Below are 24,377 nucleotides of genomic sequence, written 5' to 3' on the forward strand. Positions count from 1 at the left end.
GCCGTCGCGTCCGCGACGAAGTCGCCAGCGGCGGCCACTCGGACGCGAGCCACAAAGGGGCCGCGAACACCCAGCGCCGCAGGCGCTGGAAGAACGGACACAGCGCTGGAAAAATCAACACGGTGAACCGGATGGCGGCGCTGCGCGGCAGGATCGCGGGTGAGGTCGACACCTCCGAGCGACGGCGGGCGGAGTACTCCTCGGACGCGTCGAACTACCGGGTCCTCCCGGCCGCGGTCGTCTTCCCCCGGACCGACGAGGACGTCGCGATCGCCCTGGAATTCGCCCGCGGTCAGGGCCTGCCGGTCACCGCACGCGGCGCGGGTACGTCGGTGGCGGGGAATGCGATCGGTCCCGGACTGGTCCTCGACTTCAGCAGGCATATGAACCGGATCGTGGCGATCGATCCGGCCGCGCGCGTGGCCACCGTACAGCCGGGCGTCGTGCTGTCGGAGTTGCAGCGTGCGGCTCGTCCACACGGCCTGCGCTTCGGGCCGGACCCTTCGACACAGAATCGCTGCACGCTCGGGGGCATGATCGGCAACAACGCCTGCGGACCGCGCGCCGTGGCGTGGGGCCGCACCTCCGACACCGTGCGCGAACTGCGCATCCTGGACGGCACCGGCACCGAACGCACGCTGGCCGCCGATCTGTCGGCGGTGCCGGGTCTCGCGGAATTCGGCCGGGCGAATCTCGCGGTGCTGCGCACCGATCTGGGCCGCTTCGCCCGGCAGGCGTCCGGATACGGCTTGGAGCATCTCCTCCCCGAACGAGGCGCGTCGGCGGCGAAGGCGTTCGTCGGCAGCGAGGGCACCTGCGGCCTGCTGTTGGACGCGACGGTCGACCTGGTCGCGCTGCCTGCGGCTACCGTCCTCACGGTGCTCGGCTACCCGGACATGGCCACCGCCGCCGACGATGTCGCGGCTGTGCTGGCCTGCGCGCCGATCGCGGTCGAGGGCATCGACGCGCGGCTGGTCGACGTCGTCCGTGCGCACCGGGGGCTGGTGCCGGACCTGCCACGCGGCGGCGGTTGGCTCTTCGTGGAGACCGCGGGCGAGACGCAGGCCGACGCGCTGGCCGTCGCACAGCGGCTATGCCGAACCGCGGGCACGATGGATACCCGGATCGTCACCGATCCCGGAACCGCCGCCGCGCTCTGGCGGATCCGGGCCGACGGCGCGGGACTGGCGGGGCGCACGCCCGATGGGCGACCGGCGTGGCCGGGGTGGGAGGACGCGGCCGTCCCACCCGCGCGGCTGGGCTCCTACCTGCGCGATTTCGCCGCCCTGACCCGCGACCACGGCGTCGACGGGTTGTTGTACGGGCACATCGGCGACGGCTGTATCCACGTCCGCATCGATCTTCCGATCGTCGACGCGCCGCGCCGTTTCCGTGCCTTCCTCTTCGACGCGGCGGCGCTGGTGGTGCGGTACGGCGGTTCGCTCTCCGGCGAGCACGGCGACGGCCGCGCCCGCTCCGAACTGCTCTCGGTGATGTACTCCCCCGCGGTGCTCGACGTCTTCGCCGGGTACAAGGCGCTGTTCGACCCGGACGACGTCCTCAATCCGGGTGTCCTCGTCGCGCCGCGTCCGATCGACGCCGACCTGCGGCTGGCGGGGCTTGCGGGGGTCGGGCAGTCGAGCGGCTACGCGTTCCCCGAAGACGACGGCGATATGGGCGTCGCGGTCCATCGGTGCGTCGGTGTCGGCAAATGCCGGGCCGACGGCGGTTTCATGTGCCCGTCCTACCAGGCCACCCGGGACGAGAAGGACAGCACGCGCGGGCGGGCGAGGGTGCTACAGGAGGTGGTGCGCGGCGCGTTGCCCTGGTCGTCGGAGGCCGTCGCCGAGTCGCTGGACCTCTGCCTGTCCTGCCGGGCGTGCCGGTCGGACTGTCCGGCGGGCGTGGACATGGCCACCTACAAGTCGGAGACGCTGTATCGGCGCTACCGCCATCGGCCGCGTCCGATCGACCACTACTCGCTGGGTCAGTTGCCCCGGTGGTTGGCCGTGGCGAGCCGGATGCCGCGCGTAGTGAACGCGCTCGCCGAGCGAGGCACGCTGCGCCGCGCCGGTTTACGAGCGGCCGGCCTCGATCCGCGCCGGGACGTGCCGCGCCTGGCCCCGCGCGGCTTCCGCCGGATCTGGCGTGATCTGGACGAGGGAGCCGCGCTGGCCGAATCGTCCTACGCGCCCGGGGAGCGGGACAGGAGCGACGGTTCCGGCGAGGTGATGTTGTGGATCGACACTTTCACCGACGCGTTCGCCCCGGAGATCGCCCTGGCCGCGGCACGGTTGTTGTCCACCCTGGGCTACCGGGTCCGGATACCCGAGCGACGCGTCTGCTGCGGACTCACCTGGATCAGCACCGGTCAGCTCGATGGCGCCCGCGCGCGGTTGCGGGCCACCTTGGCCGCGTTGGAGCAGCACATCGGCGCGGGCGGCTTGGTCGTGGGACTGGAACCGTCCTGCACCGCGGTGCTGCGCGTCGACCTGACGGAACTGCTGCCGGACGACCCGAGATCGGCCCCGACCGCAGCCGCCGTGCGCACCTTCGCCGAGTTCCTCGCCGAACAGCCGACTTGGCGCCCACCCAAGCGAACCGGACATTCAGTAATAGTTCAGCCCCATTGTCATCAGCACGCGACTATCGGATTCGATGCCGAGCGCCGACTATTAGCCAGCGTGGGAGTCAAGGTGACAGAAATCACGGGATGCTGCGGACTGGCGGGAAACTTCGGAATGCAGAGAGGCCATTACGACATTTCGGTAGCGGTGGCCGAGAACGGCATGGTCCCGGCGCTGCGCGCCGCGGGCGAGGACGCGATCTTCCTCGCCGACGGCTTCTCCTGTCGCACTCAGGCCGCAGCCCTCACCGGGCGACAGGCGCGGCATCTCGCGCAGTTTCTCTTGGACGAATGAACTTTCGCGCGCAGCCCGCGGCAAGCCGGACGGGCGCGCCGCGTGCGTCAGCTGCCGAACGGCAGGGTTCCGGGCGGGATCTGGTAGCCCGAGCTGCCCGCGGATACCCCACCCCAGGCGTTGAGCAACCAGTTGAGCAGATTGGTGATCATGAGAACCTCCGTCATTGCTACAGCCAGCTATTTGCCGAACGAAATCAATATCGCCGTGAATCTCGTTCCGTTACATCGCATTGCGAAACCGTAATCATGCGCGATCTATATGAGAAGACTTATGGTGTGATCCAGATGATAATGCGTGGCGCCCGGTGGAGGGTGACGCGGCGCCGCGCGCCGCACCGGGCAGAATGAGGCCGTGCGCAGCGTGACGGTCGAGCCGGGAGCGAGCCGGACCGTGACCACGGACCGGCCGATCGACTTGGCGTGCACTCTCGCTCCGCTCGGCCGCGGCACCGGCGATCCATGCCACCGGGTGACCGGCGACGGCGCACATTGGCATGCTTCCCGGATGCCGAGTGGGCCGGTCACCTACCGATTGGCCCAGGCAGGACCGTGTGTGGTGCAGGCAGGCGCATGGGGGCCGGGGGCGGCCGAATTCCTCGCGGGCCTCGAGCACATGCTCTGCTTGGACGAGGACGTGTCGGCGTTCCTGCCGGATCACCCGAAGATCGTCGATGCTCACCGCCGCTTCCCCGGACTGCGTATGTTGCGCACGAGCCTGGTCTTCGAAGCCTTGGTGCCTGCCGTGCTGGAGCAGAAGGTGCACACCGTCTCCGCGCGGGCGTCGTGGCGCAAGTTGGTCCGGCAGTACGGCGAACCGGCGCCGGGCCCCGCGCCGGACGGAATGCGGCTGCCGCCGGACGCCGACACCTGGCGGCGGATTCCCTCCTGGGTCTACCACCGGGCGAATGTCGGACCGCAGCGCGCGCAGACCATCGTGCGCGCGGCTCGAATCGCCGAGTCGCTGGAGCGCGCCGCGCGGGTCGCCCCTGCCGAGGCGGCACGCATGCTGCGCAGTGTCCCTGGGATCGGGGTGTGGACCGTCGCGGAGATCGCGCAGCGGGCTTTCGGCGACGCGGACGCGCTGTCGGTCGGCGATTATCACCTCGCCGCCGCGGTCGGCTGGACCCTGCTCGGCCGTCCGATCGATGACGAGGCGATGGTTGATTATCTGGAACCGTTGCGCCCGCATCGCTATCGAGCGATTCGCCTGCTCGAAATCAGCGGTCAGTTCCACAAACCGAAGTTCGGCCCCCGCACCGCCCTGACGGACCATACCTGGCACTGAGTCACATCTTTCACATGCGCCCCGTAGAAATTCATTTTTCTTCGATTTTGCACATTCTTTATCAGTCGGGCCGGGCCGCGGCGAAGCAAAACTGAACGCGTCGCGCCACAGCTCGGCCATCGCCCCGGGGACCTCGCTCCGCGAGCGGGAGCCGTGGTCGGATCGCAGGGGCTTCGGTATGGCGCGCACGGAATCGTCGAACCACACAACTGCAGGGGGTTGTCAGTGGAGCAGAGGCCACTTGGAGATACACCAGGATCCAGATGCCAGTTCTACCGGCGGGAATGTGATCTGCCCGCCGTGATCGACCCACCCGGACTCGGCCGGATCGTGATGCGTGCCGGATCGGTGTGGGCATTGACCATGCCGAGCAGTCTGGGCCAGGCGGTCAAGGCGCACATGCAGAGCAAGCGCGTGCGGCTCGGCCCTATCCTGGCGCACCCGCGCTCGAATCGATGGACTTTTCTGATCGCGCCGGACCTGCCCGAGAACGATACGCGCCTGTTCGCGGAATTGTTCCGGCTGAACGTGTCGGTATCCCGCACCGGATCGACCATCGCGTTGCCATCGCCGACCGCTTCGGTAGGCGCCATCCGATCCTGGATCGTTCCGCCGCGGAACAGTTTTCGGCCGTCGGGCCGGGAGGTGGTCGCGGCCATCCGCGCGTGGGCGGATCCGGTGCCGCGTCGTCGTTGAGGGCCGGCGGGCCGCGCGGAAACGACCGGCCGGAAGATCGTGGCCGGGTCGGATCGCCGGCCCGATTTCCGGCCGGCTGTTCGCCCTACAGCGCCGGTCGGCGGCGGTACTATCGGCGCGCGTGAGTGTGTCCAGCGTGGGTGCTGGGTTCTCGGTCCGTACACGTCTGCCGCGGCAGACAACGAAGGAGTCCAATTCGTGAGCATTCAAGGCAACGCGAACATAGACCTGACCGGCGCCACGTGGCGGAAGGCCGGAGAAGGGCCGGGCAACGACAGCGTCGAGGTGGCGCTGCTCGCCGACGGACACGTGGGAATGCGCAACGGGAACGACCCGGACGGGCCGGTGCTGATCTTCACGCCCGGGGAGTGGGCCGCCTTCACCGCCGGTGTGCACGACGGTGAGTTCGACCGGCCGCGATAAGGCACGCCGTTCGAAGATCACGGAACGACACATATTCGGCAACGAAAAGACGTTTACCGAGTTCCGCTACGGGTATTTCCCTAGCTGTGGACCGTGGGCTCAAGAGTTCCCATCCCCGACACAAGAAATTGCGGCCGGATGATTGGGTGGAATGGCTGATCGTCGCGCTGTTGTTCGCAGTGTCGGCGGTCGGAGTCTTCGTCCTCACCCACTCGCTGCTGCCTGCGTTGCTCGTCGGGCTGCTGGTGTGGATCGTGGCCCTCGGTGTCGTGGCCATGTTGTAAGGGTGCGCCGACCGGCCGGGGATCGCCCCGGCCGGTCCTCCCCGCCGCTAACGGCGAAACAGCTTGTTACCCAACCAGACCAGCGGATCGTATTTGCGGTCGGCCACCCGTTCCTTCATCGGGATCAACGCATTGTCGGTGATCTTGATGTGTTCCGGGCAGACCTCTGTGCAGCATTTGGTGATGTTGCACAGACCGAGCCCGTGCTCGTCCTGGGCGAGCTCGGTCCGGTCGCCGACATCCAGCGGATGCATCTCCAGTTCGGCGATCCGCATCAAATAGCGTGGCCCCGAGAACGCTTTCTTGTTCTCGTCGTGATCGCGTACCACGTGGCAGGTGTTCTGGCACAGGAAGCATTCGATGCACTTGCGGAATTCCTGCGAACGCTCCACGTCGACCTGCTTCATCCGGTAATCGCCCGGTTTGAGATCGGCGGGTGGGGTGAATGACGGAACTTCGCGTGCCTTTTCGTAATTGAAGGACACATCCGTCACGAGGTCCTTGATCACGGGGAACGTGCGCATCGGCGTCACCGTGATCACTTCGTCCTCGGTGAAGGTGGACATCCGCGTCATGCACAGCAGGCGCGGCCGCCCGTTCACCTCGGCCGAACAAGAACCGCACTTGCCCGCTTTACAGTTCCAGCGCACGGCCAAGTCGGGCGCCTGGGTGGCCTGCAGCCGGTGGATGATGTCGAGCACCACCTCGCCCTCGTTCACCAGCACGGTGAAGTCGTGCAGTGCTCCGCCGTCGAGATCGCCGCGCCATACGCGGAATTTGGCGTCGTAACCCATCGTTACGCCTCTCGCTCCGTCGAATTCCCGGCCGCGGCCGGGTGCCCGGCGAGTTCGTCCGGGGTGTAGTACTTCTCGAGCTCGCCGAGATCGAAAAGGGCGAGCAGGTCCGATCGCATCGGTTGCTGGTCCTTGCGCGTCACGGTGACGCCCGGGATCGGATCGCCGGCCGTGCTCGCATCCACCGCGCAGACCAGCAGTTTGTTCCGCCAATCCGGATCCATCGACGGGTGGTCGTCGCGGGTGTGCCCGCCGCGGCTCTCGGTTCGCAGCAGCGCCGCGTGCGCCACGCATTCACTGACCAGCAGCATGTTCTGCATGTCGAGGGCGAGATGCCAGCCGGGGTTGAACTGGCGGTGGCCCTCCACGGTCACTTGGCGGAACCGGGCGCGCAACTCGGCGAGCTTGTCGATCGCCTCACGCACCTCGTGTTCCTTGCGGATGATGCCGACCAGGTCGTTCATCGTCTGCTGCAAATCGGTGTGCAGCGTGTACGGGTTCTCGCCCTTGCCCTCGGTAGGAGGATCGAACGGCGCCACGGCGGCCTTCGCGGCTTTCGTGACATCGTCCTGCGAGACCGTCGGCCGCGCGTCGAGCTGCTCCACATAGGCGGCGGCCCCGAGCCCGGCCCGACGGCCGAAGACCAGCAGGTCGGACAGCGAATTCCCGCCCAGGCGATTCGAACCGTGCATGCCGCCGGAGCACTCGCCCGCGGCGAACAGTCCGGGCACCGTGGCCGCACCCGTGTCCGGCTCGACCTCGACACCTCCCATCACGTAATGACAGGTCGGCCCCACCTCCATGGGCTCCTTGGTGATGTCCACGTCCGCGAGTTCTTTGAACTGGTGGTGCATGGAGGGAAGCCGCCGCACGATCTCCTCGGCGGGCATTCGGGAGGCGATGTCGAGGAAGACGCCACCGTGCTCGGTGCCGCGCCCGGCCTTGACCTCTTCGTTGATGGCGCGGGCGACCTCGTCACGCGGCAGCAGATCCGGCGTGCGGCGTGCGGAATCGTTGTCCCGCAGCCACTGATCGGCTTCTTCCTCGGTCTCGGCGTACTGCCCTTTGAAGACCGGCGGAATGTAGTCGAACATGAACCGCTTGCCCTCGGTGTTCTTCAGTACCCCGCCGTCGCCGCGCACGCCTTCGGTGACCAGGATGCCCTTCACGCTGGGCGGCCAGACCATGCCGGTCGGATGGAACTGCAGGAACTCCATGTTGATCAGCGTCGCGCCCGCGCGCAGCGCCAGCGCGTGCCCGTCACCGGTGTACTCCCACGAGTTCGAGGTCACCTTGTACGACTTGCCGATGCCACCGGTCGCCAGCACCACCGCGGGGGTCTCGAACAGAATGAAGCGGCCGGATTCACGCCAGTAGCCGAACGCGCCGGAGATGCGGTCGCCGTCCTTGAGCAATTCGGTGATGGTGCATTCGGCGAAGACCTTGATGCGCTTCTCGTAGTCACCGGTCTCGGCGAAATCCTCCTGCTGCAGCGAGACGATCTTCTGCTGCATGGTGCGGATGATCTCCAGGCCGGTCCGGTCGCCGACGTGGGCCAGCCGCGGGTAGGTGTGGCCACCGAAGTTGCGCTGGCTGATGCGGCCGTCGGGCGTCCGATCGAACAGCGCTCCGTAGGTCTCCAGTTCCCACACACGATCGGGCGCTTCTTGGGCATGCAGTTCCGCCATGCGCCAGTTGTTCAGGAACTTGCCGCCGCGCATCGTGTCCCGGAAATGGACCTGCCAATTGTCCTTCTCGTTGGCGTTGCCCATCGAGGCCGCGCAACCGCCTTCGGCCATCACGGTGTGGGCCTTGCCGAACAAAGATTTGCACACCACCGCTACCGACAGCCCGTGCTCTCTGGCTTCGATGACCGCCCGCAATCCGGCGCCACCCGCTCCGATCACGACGACGTCGTAGTTGTGCCGTTCCACTTCTGCCATGCAGAAAAACTCCTCGATGAGGCGGTCAGTCGATGAACCGCAGATCCGAAATCGTTTGGCTGGCAACCAACATGACGTAGAAGTCGGTCAGCACGAGCGTGCCGAGAGTGGTCCAGGCCAGCGCCATGTGCCGGGTGTTCAGCTTGGAGACCTGTGTCCAGAACCAGTAGCGCACCGGATGCCCGGAGAAGTGCTTGAGCCGCCCACCCGCGATATGCCTGCACGAGTGGCACGACAGCGTGTAGGCCCACAGCAGGATCACGTTGACCAGCAGCACGATATTGCCGAGGCCGAATCCGAAGCCTCCGGATTTGCCGTGGAACGCGACGATGGCGTCGTAGGTGTTGATCAGCGAAACCACCAGAGCCACATAGAAGAAGTAGCGGTGCGCGTTCTGGATGATCAACGGCAGCCTGGTCTCGCCGGTGTACTTGGCGTGCGGCTCGGCCACGGCGCAAGCGGGCGGCGAGAACCACACCGACCGGTAGTAGGCCTTGCGGTAGTAATAGCAGGTCAGGCGGAAGCCGAGCAGGAAGGGCAGCACCACGAAGCCCAGCGGCAAGAACACGGGCAGTTCGCCGAAGGGGGTGCCGAAGTGACTGGAACCCTCGACGCAGGAAGTGCTCAGGCACGGTGAGTAGAACGGGGTCAGGTAGTGGTAGTCCGGGACCCAATACGCCGTGCGCACATACGATCTGATCGTCGCGTAGAGGACGAACGCGGCGAGTCCGAGCACCGTGACGAGTGGGGGGATCCACCATCGGTCGGTGCGCAATGTGCGTTCCGAGATCCGGGCCCTTGTTCTGCTGAATACGCCGGTGCCCGCTTCCGGGGCGGCGGTCGGTGCGGCACTCACAGGTGGATGCCTCGCTGATCTTGTGTGCGGGTGGTCATCGTTACCTCCGCAATCGAATGTGATGCTGAGCACCATACGACACGTCCGCTATTGATAGAGCGGGGTCTCGACAAACATGGGCCGCCGTCAACCGTATGATTTGCGCCACATCCCGCGTGCCGCCCGATTGCTTACGCCGCGTAGCGGGCTAACCGGACTTTTCGAACTCCGTTCGCGCGGAACGAGTTTCGGGCGAGGTTTTCGGTGCCGCCGGGCGGGGCGGTCGCGCCGGGTGATCCGAGCTCGCGGCAACGATGCGTGCGGCTGTGGTAAATGGCTCGGATCGAGATTCGTTTTCGCCGGATTGTCGTCCGGTCAGCGGCACGGGCGATCCGGCTGCGCCCTGCCGTTTCGATCGCCCGGTCGAACCGGCCGCACGTTCGGCGATACGACGTGACGCAAGTCGTCGCAGGCTTCGCGGTGGAAGTGCCGACTCTGGCACGAGTGCGCCAACGATTCGGTGCGCAGGCAGCGGCGATGGTGCGTGGAGCGGCCGTTCGGGGGTCCGGGCTGTCGAGCGATGTCCCTGCCGACAATCGATCGCGCTGGATGCGGCCGCTTTGCGCATAGCCACGACGCCGCTGCCCGAGCTATGCGCACGGAGATGCGCGCATCGAAGGCCATGGCGCTCGGCCGCCATCACCCTGTTCGCGCCCGGATGACGGGCCCGGCCGACACGCAGGCACGTCGGCCGGCTTCGAGCGCACCGCGATGGGCGGCTTGCGCCGCCCATCCCGGATTACTTCGTCCGCGGACGGGAGTGGAAGCCGAGCCCCTCGTCCTGCGCGCCCATCCAGGCGGCCTCGTCGGACTTGCTGTCCGGCACGTAGATGACGTCCTGGGCGCCGCGCCGCACCTCGGGCGGCGGTGACTTCTCGAACTCGTCGGCGTCGATGACGAGCCGCTCGAGGTCGTTCTCCAGCCGGCGTACCGTGCTGGCGTCGCCGTACTGGTTGCGCAGTACGCCGATGGATTGCCGGAGCTGGCCGACCGCGTAGCGTAGGTCCGCAAGTTCGCTGCGTGTCATCGATACCTCCTGGATTCCCTGGCGGACATGCGAACTCGATGCCGTGATGCACGGTTGCCCGTCTGCCTTGGACCGCGCTACACCGAGTTGTGTGACCCACCACACAACGTGATCTATAACACAGTACAGAAAGAATCCGTTCCTGGCTCGTGCCGGGCTGAAATCCGATGCTTGCCGCTTAGTTGCCGGAGATCAGCCAGCTGCGGCGAACCCGGTGCCGGAGCACGCCGCGGCGAAGGCTCGTTCCGCGAGTCCGGCGAGGGACAGCGCGACCTCTTCGGCTCGCTCGAGCATCACGCTGTGCCCGGCGCCTTCCAGGCGGACCAGTTCGGCGCCTGCCAGCTGGGAGGCCAGTGCCACCGAGTGTGCGAACGGGAAGATGATGTCCGCCGACCCCGCCAGCACCAGCGCGGGAATGGCGCCGAGGCGGTGCAGGGTCGCCGTCTCGTCGAAGGTGATCAGCGAGTGCAGGAAGCCGGCCATGGTCAGCAGCGGCGTTTCGTTCAGCATCGCGGTGGCCAGCGCCGTCATTCGCGGGCTCGCCTTCCTGGTGCCGAATTCGGCCTCGCGCAGGATCGGCGTGAACAGGCGACGGGTCAGGCGCCTGGACGCCTGCATTGCGCGCGGGGCGCGGGTGACGGCCGCTTGTAGCGAGCTCACCGCCCACCGCTTCAGTAGACGTGCCGCGCCGACCTCGGTGATTCCTGCGCCCGCGGCCGCGAGCAGCCCGACGCCGGCGATGCGCGTGCCGATGGCCTCGGGATGGAGCCGGGCGTATGCCAGCACCACCATCGCGCCCATCGAATGGCCGACCAGGATCACCGGCCCGGTCGGCGCGACCGTCCGCAGCACGGTGTCCAGGTCGTGGCCGAGTTGCTCGATGGTGTAGGTCGACGGGTGCGCCACCCCTGATTCGCCGTGGCCGCGGTGGTCGTAGAACACCATCCTGGTGTCGCTTCCCCACTGCCGTAGCAGCAGATCGCGCAGGTAGAACCAGGATTCGGTGCGCAAGCAGTGACCGTGGACGAACACGACGGTGGCGCGGGCGTCGTCGGCGCCGAAGACGCGGACCGCGAGGGGAATGCCGTCATCGGCCGATACCGTGACGCGATGGCCGTCGTGATCGGCGGCGCGGCGGGCGATGCTCGTGGACATGGCACTCTCCTGTGAGCGAGGCGCATGTTCGGCGCCCTTGCCCAGTTGTCGAACTGGAATTCCGCGCCGTTAGCGGCCCACACCTGCTGTTACGCACACGTTGCGCAATCGAGGCTGCCGGTCGATCGGGCAGCTGTCAGCGCCTTCGCAGGAAGATCTACGGATGAATAGCTTAAAAACTAGATTCCTTTAGATTGCCCTGCGGACGGAGGCTTCGTCGCATGTTGTGAGGAGAATCTGCCTCTATCTAGGAGATATCCGAGACTCGCGAATAGTGCGCGAGGGACCGGCCGCCCGGCGGCGGCCGGCCACGCTGCGCCGGACGGCGGCGATCACGACTCCGCGCGGGGGCGCGTAGACGGCAGGAACGGACGAAGCAGGTTCTCCTCGGTCGACGGACCCATCTGCCACTCCGCGATCCACGGCCCGGTTCCCTCGCTCGGGTCGAGCACCCCTTCCTCGAGCCACTCGTAGCGGCCGTCGAGCACGCCGCGGGTGAGGGTGCGGTCGTCATCGTCGGTGTTCTCCCACAGCGAGTCGAACAGCCTGCGCACGCGCACCCGGGACTGCCTGCAGAAAGCGTCGGCCAGTTCTTCGGCCGCCTTGCTCTCCGGCGCGTCGGCGGCGCGCAATGCCTCCGCCCGCACGCAGGCCGCCGACATGGCGAACAGCTCGGCGCCGATGTCGACGATCCGGCCGAGGAAGTTCTGCCGGTATTCCAGGCCCGCCTGCCAGCGGCCCATCGCGTACATCAGCGACCTGGCCTGCTTGCGCGCACCGCGCTCGACGAACCGCAGGTGCCGGGCCAGTACGCCGAACTCGGTGTACGCCGCGGGCACCGTCCCCGCTCCGACCGCCAGCTGCGGGAACCACTTGGCGTAGAAACCCGTCGCGCCGACCGCTGCCTTCGCCTTGTCCTTGAACTCGGCCTTGCGGTCGACCAGCGCGCCCGCGGCCGCCATGTGAGCGTCGGCCATCTCCCTGGCGATCAGCAGCCGCATGATCTCGCTGGAGCCCTCGAAGATGCGGTTGATCCGCAGATCGCGCACCAACTGCTCGGCCGGAACGGCCCGCTCGCCCCGCGCGGCGAGCGAAGCCGCCGTCTCGTAGCCGCGGCCGCCGCGGATCTGCACCAGTTCGTCGGCGATCTGACAGCTCATCTCGCTGGCCCACAGCTTGGCCAGCGCCGCCTCGATCCGGATGTCGTTGCGTCCCTCGTCGGACATGGTCGCCGACAGATCGAGCGCCGCTTCCAGCGCGAACGTGGTGGCCGCGATGAAGGCGATCTTCTGACCCACGGCAGCGTGCTCCCCGACGGGCCTGCCCCACTGCACGCGCTGCGTGCTCCATTCCCGTGCGATCTTCAACGACCACTTGGCGGCGGCGGTGCACAGCGCGGGGATGGCGAGCCTGCCCGCGTTCAGCGTGGTGAGCGCGATCTTCAGGCCGTCGCCCTCCCGGCCGATCAGGTTGCGCTTGGGCACCCGGACGTTGTGCATCCGGGTCAAGCCGTTCTCGATGCCGCGCAAGCCCATGAAGGAGTTGCGCCGCTCCACGGTGATGCCCGGTGAATCGGCCTCGACCACGAAGGCCGAGATGCCGCCGCGATGCCCCTCGCTCTTGGGCACCCGCGCCATCACCACCAGCAGTTCGGCGACCACACCGTTGGTGGTCCACAGCTTCACGCCGTCGAGCGTGTAGGCCTCGCCGTCTTCGGTCGGCGTCGCGGTGCTGGCCATCCTGGCCGGGTCGGAGCCCACATCGGGCTCGGTGAGCAGGAACGCGCTGACCGCCCCGGCCGCGCAGCGGGGCAGGAACTCGGCCTTCTGCTCGTCGGTGCCCGCCAGCTTGAGCGGTTCGGGCACACCGATGGACTGGTGCGCCGAGAGCAGGACGCCGAGGCTCGGGTGCGTCGAGCCGACCAGCATCAGCGCGCGGTTGTAGCCGAGCTGGGAAAGGCCCTGGCCACCATACGATTGCGGGATCTTCAGACCGAAGCAGCCGAGCTCGGCCAGGCCCTTGACGTACTCGTCCGGGATTCGGCTCTCCGCCTCGATCACCGATCCGTCCATGGACTCGCACAGCGTCCGCAGCCGGGACAGGAACGCCTCGGTGCGCTCGGCGTCCTCGGGGCCGGGTTGCGGATATGGGTGGATCAGGTCGAGCCGGAACCGTCCCAGGAACATCTCCTTGGCGAACGATGGCTTGGCCCAGCTCGTTTCGCGGGACTCCTCGACCAGTGCGCGGGCCTGTTCTTCGGTGGCGTCGACTTTCGCGGCTGTCGCCATGATGTCCTCCCTCGGACGTGATCAGGATCACATTCGAGTGTAGGAGGGTTTGTTACCCATCGGTAGGCCTGCTGGTCGAGATAAATCTACGAATATCTATTGATCTTGGAAGAATGGTCCATAGTCGGCAATCCACCGCTGTCGCCCAGCCGGAGACGCTCAGACCGAGCGCAGATACCGGCCGAAGTGCGGCACCGTGAAGCCGATCGTGCCGCGTTCGGCGGAGTAGATGAGACCTTTCTTGATCAAACCGTCACGGGCGGGAGAAAGGGAAGCCGGTTTGCGGCCGAGTTCGTTGGCCACCGCCGCGGTCGCCACCGGCCCGTCGTCGCCGGAGAGGTCGGCCATGGCGCGCATGTATTCACGTTCGGCGGGCGTAGCCCGCTCATAGCGGGACCCGAAGAACCCGACCGCGAGCTCCTCCTCGGCGGCGGGAGAGGCCACCTCCACGTCCTCGGCCGTGATCGGGCTCTCGGGCGCCTGATCCCAGGCGGCTTTGCCGTAGGCCTGTACGAAATACGGGTAGCCATCGGCCTTGCGATACAGCGCGTCCAGCGCCTCGTCGGTGAACTTCACGTCTTCGCGCTGGGCCGGCGCGATCAGCGCTTGGTCGGCGGATTCCCGGTCCAAGCGGTCGATGCGGTGATAACTGAACAGTCGCTCCGAGTAGCTCTTCGAGGCGGACAGCACCGCGGGCAGGTGCGGGAGACCCGCGCCGACCACGATCAGCGGCGCGGCGTCCTGGCTCAGTTCGTGGCACGCGCCGCAGATCGCGGAGATGTCCGCGGGTCCGAGATCCTGCATCTCGTCGATGAAGATCGCGATGCCGACGCCGATGTCACCGGCCAGGGCGGCCGCCTCGATCAGCAGTTCCACCAGATCTATCTCGATGTCACCGGAATCGGCGCGGCCGTTGACCACCGGTACGTCGATGCCGGGTTGCCACCGTTCCCGCATGCCCTTGTCCGCGGTGGCCCGCAACGCGAAAGCCTTGAGTATGCCGAGGAAGTCGTCCACCCGCTCGGGGTTGCGGTGGGACGTGGCGATCGCCCGCGCCGCCATGTGCAGCGCCGAGGACAGCGGGCGGCGCAGCTCTTGGTCCGGTCGTGCTTCGATCTTGCCGGTGCCCCAGCCGCGGGAGATCGCTGCGGAGCGAAGCTGGTTGAGCAGCACGGTCTTTCCGACCCCGCGCAGTCCGGTGAGCATGACGCTGCGTTCCGGGCGGCCACGCGCGATGCGCTCGAGCACGATGTCGAAAGCTGTGAGTTGTTTGTCGCGCCCGGCTAATTCGGGTGGGCGCTGGCCCGCTCCGGGGGCATACGGATTCCGCACGGGGTCCATGCCCTGACACCGTAGCGCGTTTCGTCCGGATAATCTGGGCGCGTCTACGGCGTGTCCTAGAGAGCCTTAGCGGCCGGTATTGCACTATTGCTTTCGCCGCCGGTTCTCCAGGCTGGTGGCGGTTCGCCAGAATGGTCGCGCGGTGCCACGCGCGGGAACGGAGTGGGGCATGTCCGACGAACCGAACCCCGCAGGCCTCGCCGAAGTGGTCGGGTCCTGGAACGTTCCGGCGGGCGCCACGGTGGCCCAGCGCATCCGGTCCAACATCCTCGTCGCGATCGAACGCGGCTATGACGATCCCCAACTGGTCGCCGATCTCGCGGTCGGCCCGCTGGTCATGGCGCTCGGCAGGCTCGAGGTCGAACTGGCCGAGGCGCGCCGCAGGATCGACGAGCTCGAGCGCGCTGTGCACGGCTCGCAGTCCTGAGTGCGGGCGGTGGTGTTGTCCTTCGGTGACCTGGCGGCGCCGAGCGAGATCCGCTCGTGACCCCACCGCGGACGGCCGTTTTCCGCCGGTGGTGCGGGGGTTCCGGCAGTGCCGAAAAGATTGCAGCTCTGTGCGCTGGACAACATCGCGTCGGCACCGTAATCTCTTCGTGACTTAGTGGAACAAGTCGCTTCGTAAGTGAAACGGCGCCACTAGTTACCGCCTTAACGGCTGTCGGGGCCCAACCGGTCTCGGCTGTCGTGCCGGGGACCCACAGGTTCGTCTGGGGTGAATCCTCACGGCCGTTTTCGGTCGCGAGGTAGGGCCGCTCTCCCGGCCCGAACCCGTCAGCTAACCCGGTCGGCGGAAGAGCAGCAAGATCGGAGACGTAGCTCGGTGGGTAAACACAGCTTGCAACGGGATTCTCGGGTTCCGAATTCCGTCAAGGGTGCGATTGTCATGGGTGCGGTGGCCGCGACCGGCGCCATGCCCGCGATTCCGGCCATGGCCGCGACCATCAATGTTCCCGGTGTCGGCAATTTCGACGTTCCGCAGGAATGGGAACAGCCGGTCCAGCAGCTCAATCAGCAGATCCAGCAGGCGCTCGCGGCCGCTCCCGCAGCTCCCCAGGCGCCGCAGCAGGTCGCTCCGCAGGCTCCCAATTTCGCGCCGATGCTGCCGGGCCTGTTCGGCCAGCAGCAGAACACCGCGGGCGATGTCGCCCTCGACGCAGCCAGGACCAAAGTCGGCGCCCAGTACTCCTGGGGCGCGGCGGGCCCGAGGTCCTTCGACTGCTCCGGCCTCGTCCAGTGGGCGTTCCGCCAGGCGGGCGTCGAACTGCCCCGCACCAGCTTCGAGCAGTCGCACGTCGGCGCTCCGGTCGCCTACCACGACCTGCAGCCCGGCGACATCGTCATCACCAACGGCGGCGGTCACGTCGGCATCTACGCGGGTGACAACAAGCTCCTGAACGCGGTGCAGTCGGGTACGCCGGTGTCCTACACACCGCTGCGCCCCGACATGGTGGTCACCGCACGCCGTATCGTCTGACGAGTGGCCCGCGCCGAATCCGGCATCCAGAGCACTGCGACCCAGGCCCGCGTCGATTCGTGGACCTGGGCGGTGCGCCTGTTCAAAACCAGATCCGCTGCCGCGGAGGCATGTCGCGGTGGGCACGTCCGGGTGAACGGCGCGACGGCCAAGCCCGCCCACCCCGTGCGCCCCGGTGACGAGGTGCGCATCCGCGCGGGCGGTATCGAACGCATCGTCGTCGTCGAGCGGATCGTCAGCAAGCGTGTCGGCGCTCCGATCGCCGCGCAATGCTTGATCGATCGCAGTCCGCCGCCTCCTCCGCACGAAATCGTGGCGAGCATGCCCCGTCGCGACCGCGGCGCGGGACGCCCCACCAAGCGTGAGCGGCGCGAGACCGATCGTCTCCTGGGCCGAGACGATTCCTGAACGCGCGCCTTGCGCAGAGCGGTTCGCTTCGCAGTGACGCGGCGGGTTTCAGATCATGGCGACCGGGTGCAACCGGCCCGCGAGGTAGCGAGCCCTGCACTCGCCACGGCGGAGCTTTCCGCTGCTGGTCTTGGGAATCCGTCCCGGCTCCACGAGCAGCACCGCACCGGGCATCACTTCGTGGGTGGACGCGACCGCGGCGCGGATGCGCCGGGCAAGGGCGAACAGCTCGATGGGCTCGCAGCCACCGATCGTGACGAGCTCGGCGACCACGACCAGGTCTTCGCGAAGCCCGTCGTCGTGCCCGAACGCCGTCACGTGGCCCGGCCGGACCTCTTGGGCGCATGCCTGCACCGTCGCCTCGATATCGGCGGGATAGTGGTTGCGTCCGTCGACCACGATGACGTCTTTGCGGCGGCCGGCGATGTAGAGCTGCCCCTCGTACCGGAATCCGAGATCGCCGGTGCGCAGCCAGCGGGCAGCGCTGCCGGGCACCGTGGCGCCGAAGGTCTCCTCGGTGGCATCCGGCCTGCCGAAATACCCGTCGCACACGTTGTCTCCGGCTACCCAGATCTCACCGACGCGTCCAGTGGGCAGCACGGTCCCGGCCACCGGATCGACGATCCGCAGCTCCTGCCCGACGGGAGCGCCGCATCCGACCAGCGGCACACCGTCCCGGTGTCCCGGCGCGGCCTCGGGTAGCGCGACCACGCGCCCTTCGGCCAATGCGGCACGGTCGAAGTGTCGCCACACCGGGTCCTCGTGCTGGTCGCAGACGGTGACCGTGAGGGTGGCTTCGGCCAAGCCGAAGCCAGGGGTGTGCGCGTGATGGCGGAAACCGTAGGGGCCGAAGGTTTCGGTGAATTCGGTCAGCGCTTCGGCGCGGACCGGCTCCGAGCCGTTGAGCAAGAGGTCGAGTCCGGAGAGGTCCAGCCCGGCCCGCTCGGCGGGCGTAGTGCCCGACACCGCGAGCTTCAGGCCGAAATCGGGGCACCCCGTGGTTCCGGCGCGATAGTCGGAGATCGCGCGCAGCCAGCGTACGGGGCGCTTGACGAATTCCGCCGGCGCCAGCGTAATGCCGTGCACGCCCAGGAACAGCGGTAGCGAAAGGCCGAGGATCAACCCCATGTCGTGGAAGAACGGCAGCCAGGTCACGACGGGCCGATCGTGTGCGATTGACACGGCGTGCCCGAGTTGCGTCAACGCCGTGGCGAGGTTCGAGTGGGTGACCCGGACGCCTGCGGGAGACTTCGTCGATCCGGAGGTGTACTGCAAATAGGCGAGCTCGTCGCCTACCGGGTCGATGACAGGCGCGGCCGCGAAGTCCACCGCGGCCGAACCCGTGATCGAAGCGGCTGGACGCATGCCCGGCGTACCAGCAGGTGTCTGCGATGTTTCCGCCTGCCGCGCGACCGCATCGGCCGCACCCGCCGTCGCGAGCACAGGATGAGTGCTCGACAGAAACTGTTCGGCCGAACCCCACTCCGGTACCGAGACAGTCGCGGGCAAGGTGAGTATCCGTCCCAGCGCTGGTCCGATGTTCGGCGCGGTGTTCTCGTCGTGCGCCGAGACCAGGCTGAGCGTGGGCCGGGCGTCGGCCAGGACGGCGTGCAGACGATCGCGGTTTCGTGCACCCGCGGCAGGGAACAGCGGCACCGCGACTCGATTGCTGTACAGGCAGGCGAGGAACGCCACCGCGTACTCGATCCCGTGGGCGCAGAGCAGGGCCACTCGGTCGCCGGGCGCGCTCTCCTGCCGCAGCCGCGCGGCCAGCGCGCCGGCCGCGGCGTGCAGGCGGGCGTAGGTCAGGGTGACGGCCACGCGTTCCTGGACGCGGAAGCGCAGTTCGGTGAAGGCGGGCTCGTCCGGCCGGGTGGCGGCCCACGCGGCCACCGACGTCGCGAGGCCATTGCCTGCGGGGTGCGTGCCGCTGGTCACGAGGTGTCTCCGGTATTCGCGGCGACGCGCTCCAGCAGGGCCGCGCCGAGGGCGGTGATGGTGGGGTGTTTGAACAACTCCGCGGTAGCGATCCGGACGCGCAGCCGCGATTCCAGGTTCCGTCGCATCTCGATCGCGAGCAGCGAGCTGAGTCCGAGCTGGTTGAAGTCGGCGGCGGGGTCGATGTGCTCGGCGGGCAGATCGAGCGTGCTCGCCAGGACTCGGCGAATGATCGTGGTCAGCGGTTCCACGGCCTCCGGCGACGCGGGCTCGGTCGCGGTGTGCCGGGTGGGAGCGGCACTCGAATCCGGCATCGGCGCCAGAAGATTCGCCAACCGCACCGCGACCGGGGACGGGTCGGTCGTCGGGGTGTGCTCCAGCGCGAGCAGGTACGGGCCGTCATAGCACAGGGCCTGGGACAGTATGGCGCTTCCGCGCCGCAGGTCGAACGCTCCGATGCCCGCGCGCCGCAGATGGCTCGCCCCACCGGCGGCCGCGGCGAGGCCGGAATCCCACAGCCCCCAGCCGATGCTCATGATCCGCCTGCCCGCATCACGCTGTGCCAAGGCGTCCATCGCCGCGTTGGCGGCGGCGTAGGCGGCCTGTCCCGGCGCTCCGAGCGCGCCGGTGGCCGAGGAGAACAACAGGACGAAGTCGGTGGCGTCGGTCGCGGTGAGTTCGATCAGATGGCCCGCCGCGGTGGATTTGGGCAGGAACGTCCTAACCACCTGGCCCGTGCTGACCGCGTCGAACCCGGCGTCCTCAAGCACGCCCGCCGCGTGCACGACGCCACGGATCGCCGAGTCGGAGGCTCGGATGTCGCTGAGCGCGTTGGCCAGATCGTCGCGGTCGGAGGCGTCGCAGCGCACCACGACGATGCGGTCCTCCAAGCCGTCGAGCAGCGCGGGCACCGGGCGGGGCGCCCGGGTCAGCACCACCACGTCGCGCGCGCCCGCGTCGAGCAACCAGCGCACGGCGACCGAGCCGAGCGTGCCCAGCCCGCCGGTGACGACGTAGGTTCCGTGTGCGTCGATGCCGACGACCGGCAGGGCGCGTGCTCGCGCGGGCGTGAAGCGCCGCACCGCGATCTCGCCCGCGGAGAGGCGCAGCTCATCGGGAATCGCGCCGTCGGTAGCCGTCACCAGGCGAGTGAGCGGTGGCAAGTTCCTGAGGTCGGTATCGGTCCAGATCAGGCGTACCGTCCGGCCCGTCTCGAGCTGGAGCGAGCGCACCAGCCCGGCGATCGCCGCCGGGACGAGCGAGGTCGGCGCGCCCGGCTCGTCGGGCCGCGTGAGTGAGCGGGCCGTCTCCTCCAACGGCAGTACGACCGTCACGGACGCGGTGGCGTCCTGGGCGGAGATCAGTTGCAGCAGTTCGAGGACGCGGCTCGTCGCCGCGGCGGGGTTCTCGTCGTCGCGCACGCCGGAGTCCGCGGGCCAGACGGCCACTACGGCGTGGCCGCCGCCGCGCCCGGTCAGTACCGCGGTGACGAGCGAACTCGCGTCGTCCGGTTCGCGCGCGATCCGTTCGGTCGGCAGCTCGGCATCCAGCGCACGAGCTAGTCGGACCGCGAGGTCCGAAGCCCCCACCACCACCGCGCGTCGCACGAGGCTTTCGGCCGCGTCGCCGATTCCGAGCGAACCGGGATCGCGCGCTTGCCAGGCTTCGTGACGGAAGGGCGCGGTCCGCGTCTCGTGCGCGGCAGGTCTCGCGCGAAGTGCGCCGGGCCCCTCGACAGTGCCCGGATCGGCGTAACGGATGCGCACGCCGGAGAAGGCGAGGCAGGGCACGCCGTGCTGGTCGGTCGCGATGACGTCCCCGACCAATCCGGTGTCGCTCCGTTCCCGGACCAGCGCGTGCACCTCGAGCACGTGGCGATTCGGCTCGTGCGACAGCCAGGCCGAGTCGATGCCGATCGGCAGCGGAATCGACGCGGGGGGCATTTCGTCGAACACCGCCGCGGCGAGCACGTGCAGGCAGCCGTCCAGCGTTGCGGTGCGATGCAATTCGGCGGCGTCGAACAGGCCCAGCGCTCGTCCGGTACCCGCGGCGATACCGCGCAGCGTGCGGAACCGGGGACCGTACTCCAGCCGCCTGCGGCGCAATTCCTGGTAGAAAGCGCCGGGGGTGATGACGCGCATGTGGTGCCGCGCGGCCCGATTTGCATCGACCACCCGCATCCATGCGACGATATCCGCGGGTGTGGGGTCACCGGCGGGCCGGGCCGAAGCCAGCGTCCCGGTGCCCGTGACCTCCGCCCGCACGCTTTCCTCCGTGCCCGGCCCGCGGTAGACGACCTCGGGCAGAACGCCCGGATCGGTGCGCTCGTGCACGGCGAAGTCCGCCAAGGCGGCTGTCGCGGCGGTATCCCTGGCGAATTGAAGCAGCCTGCGCAACCAGAAGACGGCGGGCACCGTGCTCTCGCCCTGCACCACATGATGGCCGAGATCCTCGGCGGCGAACGCGGATTCGGGGACGTGCGCGCTCGCGGGCCCGGCCACCAGCAACGGGAATTTCCGTTTGCGCCACTGCCGCGATGCGAGCGGGCCGAAAGGGCCGAGCGCGGACCAGTCGACCGGCCGCCCCTCCAGGTACAGCCGCGCCAAGCCGGTGAGAAAGCCGCTCACCTCGTCATCGCGCAGCGCCATGGCATGGGTGCCGTCGCGGAAGTCCGGATACTCACCTACCGCAGCGAGCAATACCGGATGTGGGCCGATTTCGACCACGGTCGAGATCCCGTCGTCGGCCGCGCGTTCCAGGGCGGCCGCCAATTGCACCGTGCCCGTCGCGTTCTCGGACCAGTAGTCGCGGTCCATCGCCGCCGTGGTGAGTTTCATGCCGCGACGCGCCGTCGAATACACCGGCACGCGCGGCGTCCGGGCGGTGATCTCGGTCAACGCCGCGACGAAAGGCGCGAGCACGGTGACGACCTGGGGGCTGTGCGCGGCGAAGTCGACCGCGAGCCTGCGCGCGAACATGTTGCGGCGCGTGGCCCGCCGCACCAGCGTGTCGACATAGCGTGGCGTGCCGGACACGACCACCGATCTCGGGCCGTTGACCGCCGCGATGGCCACCTCCGCCCGCATCGGCTCCACGAGTTTGGCCGCCTCGTCCTGGCCGGCCTCCAGCACCGCCATCGCGCCTTGTCCGTCCAGATGCGCCAGGGTCGCGCTGCGCAGCACCACTACGCGTGCCGCGTCCGCGACCGACAGCGCGCCGCTCACCGCAGCCGCCGCGATCTCGCCCAGGCTGTGCCCGGCCACCGCGTCGGGGCGAATCCCCCACGCCGCCAGCAGTTTCGTCAGCGCCACCTGGAACACGAACAACGCGGGCTGCACCAGATCCGTGGCTTGCGTCTCTGCCGCGGAGGCGAAGCCGTGGCGCGGCGTCCACACCCGCGGCCCGCCCGCCGCCACGATCGCGTCGGTCGTCTCGGCGAGCGCGGCGGCGAAGACCGGATATCGCGCCGCCAGCGCGCGGCCCATTCTCGGATGCTGGCCACCTTGTCCGGAGAACAGGAACAACAGCCCGCCGCGGCGGCGGTGCGCCACGGGGCCGAGCGCCGCGCCTGCGTCCTCACGTCCGAGAGCGCGCAGCCGGTGCACCGCGTCGGCGTGATCGTGCGCGAGGACGGCGGCCCGGACCGGCTCGGTCAGCAATCGCGCCGTCGCCGCGGCGAACTCGGGCAGCGGCGGCCGCGCCTCGTCGAGTTCGTCGGCCAGCCGCTGTGCGCGTTCGCGCAGTTCTTCGCCGTCGCGTGCGGTGAGCGTCAGCAGCAGCGGGAAGTGCTCACCACGGTCGAATCGGGCCGGGGTGACGCCGCGGAGCACGATGTGCGCGATCGTGCCGCCGAACCCGAACGAACTGACGCCCGCCGCGCGTTCCGGCGCGGCCACCCGGCTCCAGTCCACCGGTTCGGTCGGCACCCGCATGCCGCGCTCGGCCAAGTGCAGCAGCGGGTGTTCGGTGTGGACGTTGATCGTCGGGGCGATCACCCCGTGGTGGATGGACAGCGCGGTCTTCACCATCCCGGTGACTCCGGCGGCCGCCTCCAGATGCCCGATGTTCGACTTCACCGAGCCGATCCAGACCGGATCACCGGCGGCGTCGCCGAGCGCGGCGGCGAGCGCGCCGACTTCCACCGCGTCACCCAGCGGAGTTCCGGTGCCGTGACATTCGATGTAGCCCGCGCGGCTCGGCCTGCGCCCGGCCCGTGACCACGCGGTGCGCAACGTCTCCTGCTGCGCACGGCCGTTCGGCGCGTACAGACCGTTCGAGCGCCCGTCCGACCCGACGGCGGTTCCGACGATCTCCGCGTAGCTCCGGTTGCCCTCGCGTACCGCGTCCGAACTGCGTTGCAGCACCACCACGGCGCAGCCGTCGCCGCGGGTGTAGCCGTCGGCGGCGACATCGAACGGCGCCGACCGTCCGCCGGGTGACAGGAACCCGCCCTCGGCCAGATAGTTCGAGGTGTGCTCCAGCAAGACGACATTGACGCCGCCCACGATGGCGAACGGGACCGTGCCGTCGGCGAGCAGCCGGACCGCGAGGTCCACCGCGGCGAGCGAGGACGAGCAGGCACTGTCGAGCACCAGGCTCGGTCCGTGCAGATCGAGCACGTACGACAACCGGTTGGCGATAATGCTGAGCGCGGACCCGGTCACGGCGTAGGGCGCGTCATGGCCGGCGCGGCCGAGTACCGCGATGCCGTGGTCGTACCCCGACGCGCCGAAGACGACGGCGGCGCCGGAACCCCGTGCGCGGTAGCCGATCCCGGCGTCATCGAGCGCCTCGACCGCGACCTCCAGCGCGAGGCGCTGCTGCGGATCCATGACCGCGGCCTCACGGTCGGAGATGGCGAACCAGTCGTTGTCGAAGGACTCGACGTCGTCGAGGTACCCGCCGCGCCGGGAGCCCAGCCGCCCCGCGGGCGGGGTGGACGTGGCGTCCCGGCCCTCGATCAGCAGCTGCCAGAATTCGGCGACGCTCGCCGCTCCGGGCAGTCGGCAGCCGATGCCGATGATGGAGACGGGTGGATGCGAGCCGACGGGGTCAGTGGGCGCGCCGTTCATCGCATCGCGAGATACTCGACAAGCTGTTCTATGTCCGGATGGTCGTAGATCGCGGTCAGCGGAACCTCGACTCCCATGGCGTCTTCGAGATGGGCGGTCAGCCTCGCGAGTTGAGTGGAACCGAGGCCGAGATCGGTGAAGGGCGAGCTGGTCGACACCGCGGCGGCGTCGACGCCTAGCAGATCCGCGACAGCCAGGACGGCGGCGCAGGTGAGTGCGGTGCGCCGGCTATAGCCGAGCGAACCCTCGTTCTCCTGTGCGCCACTGTGCCCGTCCGGAAGACTGGGCCGCATCGCGTCCTCCCTCCCCGTCTCCCCGGCTGCCGTTACCCACTCGAGATCGGTACCCACGCGATTATGCCGGAGAAATCGTCCGGAGCAAGGTCGCATATCCGCTGCCAGCCCGGCTCTTTCGCGAACCGGCGGTGA

18 protein-coding genes and 1 riboswitch are annotated in these 24,377 nt (G+C 68.5%); of the genes, 8 read left to right on the forward strand and 10 right to left on the reverse strand.

Features of this window, described 5'->3' with window-relative positions; all coding sequences use genetic code 11:
• Window positions 1-131 precede the first annotated feature (131 nt).
• From ACFU5M_RS13320 to ACFU5M_RS13340, 5 genes are all read left to right on the forward strand, one after another.
• The gene (locus ACFU5M_RS13320) at window positions 132-2,921 is read left to right on the forward strand and encodes an FAD-binding and (Fe-S)-binding domain-containing protein (protein WP_379048685.1); all 2,790 of its coding nucleotides are present in this window, start codon (window positions 132-134) and stop codon (window positions 2,919-2,921) included.
• A gap of 354 nt (window positions 2,922-3,275) precedes the next feature.
• A complete protein-coding gene (locus tag ACFU5M_RS13325) occupies window positions 3,276-4,208 on the forward strand; it encodes a DNA-3-methyladenine glycosylase family protein (RefSeq protein WP_379048546.1) in 933 nt (310 codons plus the stop codon).
• A 300-nt stretch (window positions 4,209-4,508) separates the two neighbouring features.
• Window positions 4,509-4,904: a DNA-directed RNA polymerase subunit beta gene (locus tag ACFU5M_RS13330; RefSeq protein ID WP_379048548.1), complete on the forward strand. Its 396-nt coding sequence runs from the start codon at window positions 4,509-4,511 to the stop codon at window positions 4,902-4,904.
• Between the two features lie 198 nt (window positions 4,905-5,102).
• Window positions 5,103-5,327: a DUF397 domain-containing protein gene (locus ACFU5M_RS13335; RefSeq protein WP_379048550.1), complete on the forward strand. Its 225-nt coding sequence runs from the start codon at window positions 5,103-5,105 to the stop codon at window positions 5,325-5,327.
• 146 nt (window positions 5,328-5,473) lie between these two features.
• Entirely contained in the window at window positions 5,474-5,611 is a 138-nt protein-coding gene (locus ACFU5M_RS13340) for a hypothetical protein (protein WP_379048552.1), read from the forward strand.
• 47 nt (window positions 5,612-5,658) lie between these two features.
• On the opposite strand, the gene ACFU5M_RS13345 is transcribed toward ACFU5M_RS13340, so the two are convergent.
• From ACFU5M_RS13345 to ACFU5M_RS13375, 7 genes are all read right to left on the reverse strand, one after another.
• Window positions 5,659-6,405 (reverse strand): succinate dehydrogenase/fumarate reductase iron-sulfur subunit, encoded by a 747-nt coding sequence (locus ACFU5M_RS13345; RefSeq protein WP_379048554.1) that lies wholly within the window; start codon window positions 6,403-6,405, stop codon window positions 5,659-5,661.
• Window positions 6,406-6,407: 2 nt separating this feature from the next.
• Window positions 6,408-8,348: a fumarate reductase/succinate dehydrogenase flavoprotein subunit gene (locus ACFU5M_RS13350; protein ID WP_379048556.1), complete on the reverse strand. Its 1,941-nt coding sequence runs from the start codon at window positions 8,346-8,348 to the stop codon at window positions 6,408-6,410.
• Between the two features lie 25 nt (window positions 8,349-8,373).
• Window positions 8,374-9,204, reverse strand: coding sequence for a hypothetical protein (locus tag ACFU5M_RS13355; RefSeq protein WP_379048558.1), 831 nt, complete (start codon window positions 9,202-9,204; stop codon window positions 8,374-8,376).
• Between the two features lie 778 nt (window positions 9,205-9,982).
• On the reverse strand, window positions 9,983-10,270 hold the full coding sequence (locus tag ACFU5M_RS13360; protein ID WP_379048560.1) for a hypothetical protein: 288 nt from the start codon (window positions 10,268-10,270) through the stop codon (window positions 9,983-9,985).
• Between the two features lie 192 nt (window positions 10,271-10,462).
• A complete protein-coding gene (locus tag ACFU5M_RS13365; RefSeq protein WP_379048562.1) occupies window positions 10,463-11,425 on the reverse strand; it encodes an alpha/beta fold hydrolase in 963 nt (320 codons plus the stop codon).
• A 332-nt stretch (window positions 11,426-11,757) separates the two neighbouring features.
• A complete protein-coding gene (locus ACFU5M_RS13370; RefSeq protein WP_379048565.1) occupies window positions 11,758-13,713 on the reverse strand; it encodes an acyl-CoA dehydrogenase family protein in 1,956 nt (651 codons plus the stop codon).
• 159 nt (window positions 13,714-13,872) lie between these two features.
• A complete protein-coding gene (locus ACFU5M_RS13375) occupies window positions 13,873-15,054 on the reverse strand; it encodes an AAA family ATPase (protein WP_379048567.1) in 1,182 nt (393 codons plus the stop codon).
• Between the two features lie 169 nt (window positions 15,055-15,223).
• On the opposite strand from ACFU5M_RS13375, the gene ACFU5M_RS13380 reads away from it, so the two are divergent.
• The 3 genes from ACFU5M_RS13380 to ACFU5M_RS13390 all read left to right on the forward strand — a co-directional run bounded on the left by ACFU5M_RS13380 (window position 15,224) and on the right by ACFU5M_RS13390 (window position 16,939).
• On the forward strand, window positions 15,224-15,481 hold the full coding sequence (locus ACFU5M_RS13380) for a hypothetical protein (protein ID WP_379048569.1): 258 nt from the start codon (window positions 15,224-15,226) through the stop codon (window positions 15,479-15,481).
• A 228-nt stretch (window positions 15,482-15,709) separates the two neighbouring features.
• Window positions 15,710-15,862, forward strand: a riboswitch (cyclic di-AMP (ydaO/yuaA leader).
• A 78-nt stretch (window positions 15,863-15,940) separates the two neighbouring features.
• Entirely contained in the window at window positions 15,941-16,531 is a 591-nt protein-coding gene (locus ACFU5M_RS13385; protein WP_379048571.1) for a C40 family peptidase, read from the forward strand.
• A 3-nt stretch (window positions 16,532-16,534) separates the two neighbouring features.
• The gene (locus ACFU5M_RS13390; protein ID WP_379048573.1) at window positions 16,535-16,939 is read left to right on the forward strand and encodes an RNA-binding S4 domain-containing protein; all 405 of its coding nucleotides are present in this window, start codon (window positions 16,535-16,537) and stop codon (window positions 16,937-16,939) included.
• Window positions 16,940-16,987: 48 nt separating this feature from the next.
• Here the strand turns inward: ACFU5M_RS13390 and ACFU5M_RS13395 are convergent, their stop codons facing one another.
• The 3 genes from ACFU5M_RS13395 to ACFU5M_RS13405 are packed head-to-tail and all read right to left on the reverse strand — an operon-like array spanning window position 16,988 to window position 24,242.
• Window positions 16,988-18,877 carry a fatty acyl-AMP ligase gene (locus ACFU5M_RS13395; protein WP_379048575.1) on the reverse strand — a complete coding sequence of 630 codons (1,890 nt, stop codon included), beginning with the start codon at window positions 18,875-18,877 and terminating at the stop codon, window positions 16,988-16,990.
• Window positions 18,874-23,949, reverse strand: a complete 5,076-nt coding sequence (locus ACFU5M_RS13400) for an SDR family NAD(P)-dependent oxidoreductase (RefSeq protein ID WP_379048577.1) — start codon at window positions 23,947-23,949, stop codon at window positions 18,874-18,876. Before ACFU5M_RS13400 ends, ACFU5M_RS13395 begins: the two co-directional genes overlap by 4 nt.
• Entirely contained in the window at window positions 23,946-24,242 is a 297-nt protein-coding gene (locus tag ACFU5M_RS13405) for an acyl carrier protein (RefSeq protein WP_379048579.1), read from the reverse strand. The genes ACFU5M_RS13400 and ACFU5M_RS13405 overlap by 4 nt, the downstream gene beginning before the upstream one ends.
• Window positions 24,243-24,377 lie beyond the last annotated feature (135 nt).

It is taken from the genome of Nocardia sp. NPDC057455 (assembly GCF_042802775.1).
Classification (GTDB): Bacteria; Actinomycetota; Actinomycetes; order Mycobacteriales; family Mycobacteriaceae; genus Nocardia.

Bases quoted from the DNA above. Each gene is read 5' to 3' on its own strand.
- ACFU5M_RS13375 (WP_379048567.1), bottom strand. From the start codon at position 15,054: ATGGACCCCGTGCGGAATCCGTATGCCCCCGGAGCGGGCCAGCGCCCA.
- ACFU5M_RS13320 (WP_379048685.1), top strand. From the start codon at position 132: ATGGCGGCGCTGCGCGGCAGGATCGCGGGTGAGGTCGACACCTCCGAG.
- ACFU5M_RS13365 (WP_379048562.1), bottom strand. From the start codon at position 11,425: ATGTCCACGAGCATCGCCCGCCGCGCCGCCGATCACGACGGCCATCGC.
- ACFU5M_RS13360 (WP_379048560.1), bottom strand. From the start codon at position 10,270: ATGACACGCAGCGAACTTGCGGACCTACGCTACGCGGTCGGCCAGCTC.
- ACFU5M_RS13380 (WP_379048569.1), top strand. From the start codon at position 15,224: ATGTCCGACGAACCGAACCCCGCAGGCCTCGCCGAAGTGGTCGGGTCC.
- ACFU5M_RS13370 (WP_379048565.1), bottom strand. From the start codon at position 13,713: ATGGCGACAGCCGCGAAAGTCGACGCCACCGAAGAACAGGCCCGCGCA.
- ACFU5M_RS13400 (WP_379048577.1), bottom strand. From the start codon at position 23,949: ATGAACGGCGCGCCCACTGACCCCGTCGGCTCGCATCCACCCGTCTCC.
- ACFU5M_RS13405 (WP_379048579.1), bottom strand. From the start codon at position 24,242: ATGCGGCCCAGTCTTCCGGACGGGCACAGTGGCGCACAGGAGAACGAG.
- ACFU5M_RS13385 (WP_379048571.1), top strand. From the start codon at position 15,941: ATGGGTGCGGTGGCCGCGACCGGCGCCATGCCCGCGATTCCGGCCATG.
- ACFU5M_RS13345 (WP_379048554.1), bottom strand. From the start codon at position 6,405: ATGGGTTACGACGCCAAATTCCGCGTATGGCGCGGCGATCTCGACGGC.
- ACFU5M_RS13350 (WP_379048556.1), bottom strand. From the start codon at position 8,348: ATGGCAGAAGTGGAACGGCACAACTACGACGTCGTCGTGATCGGAGCG.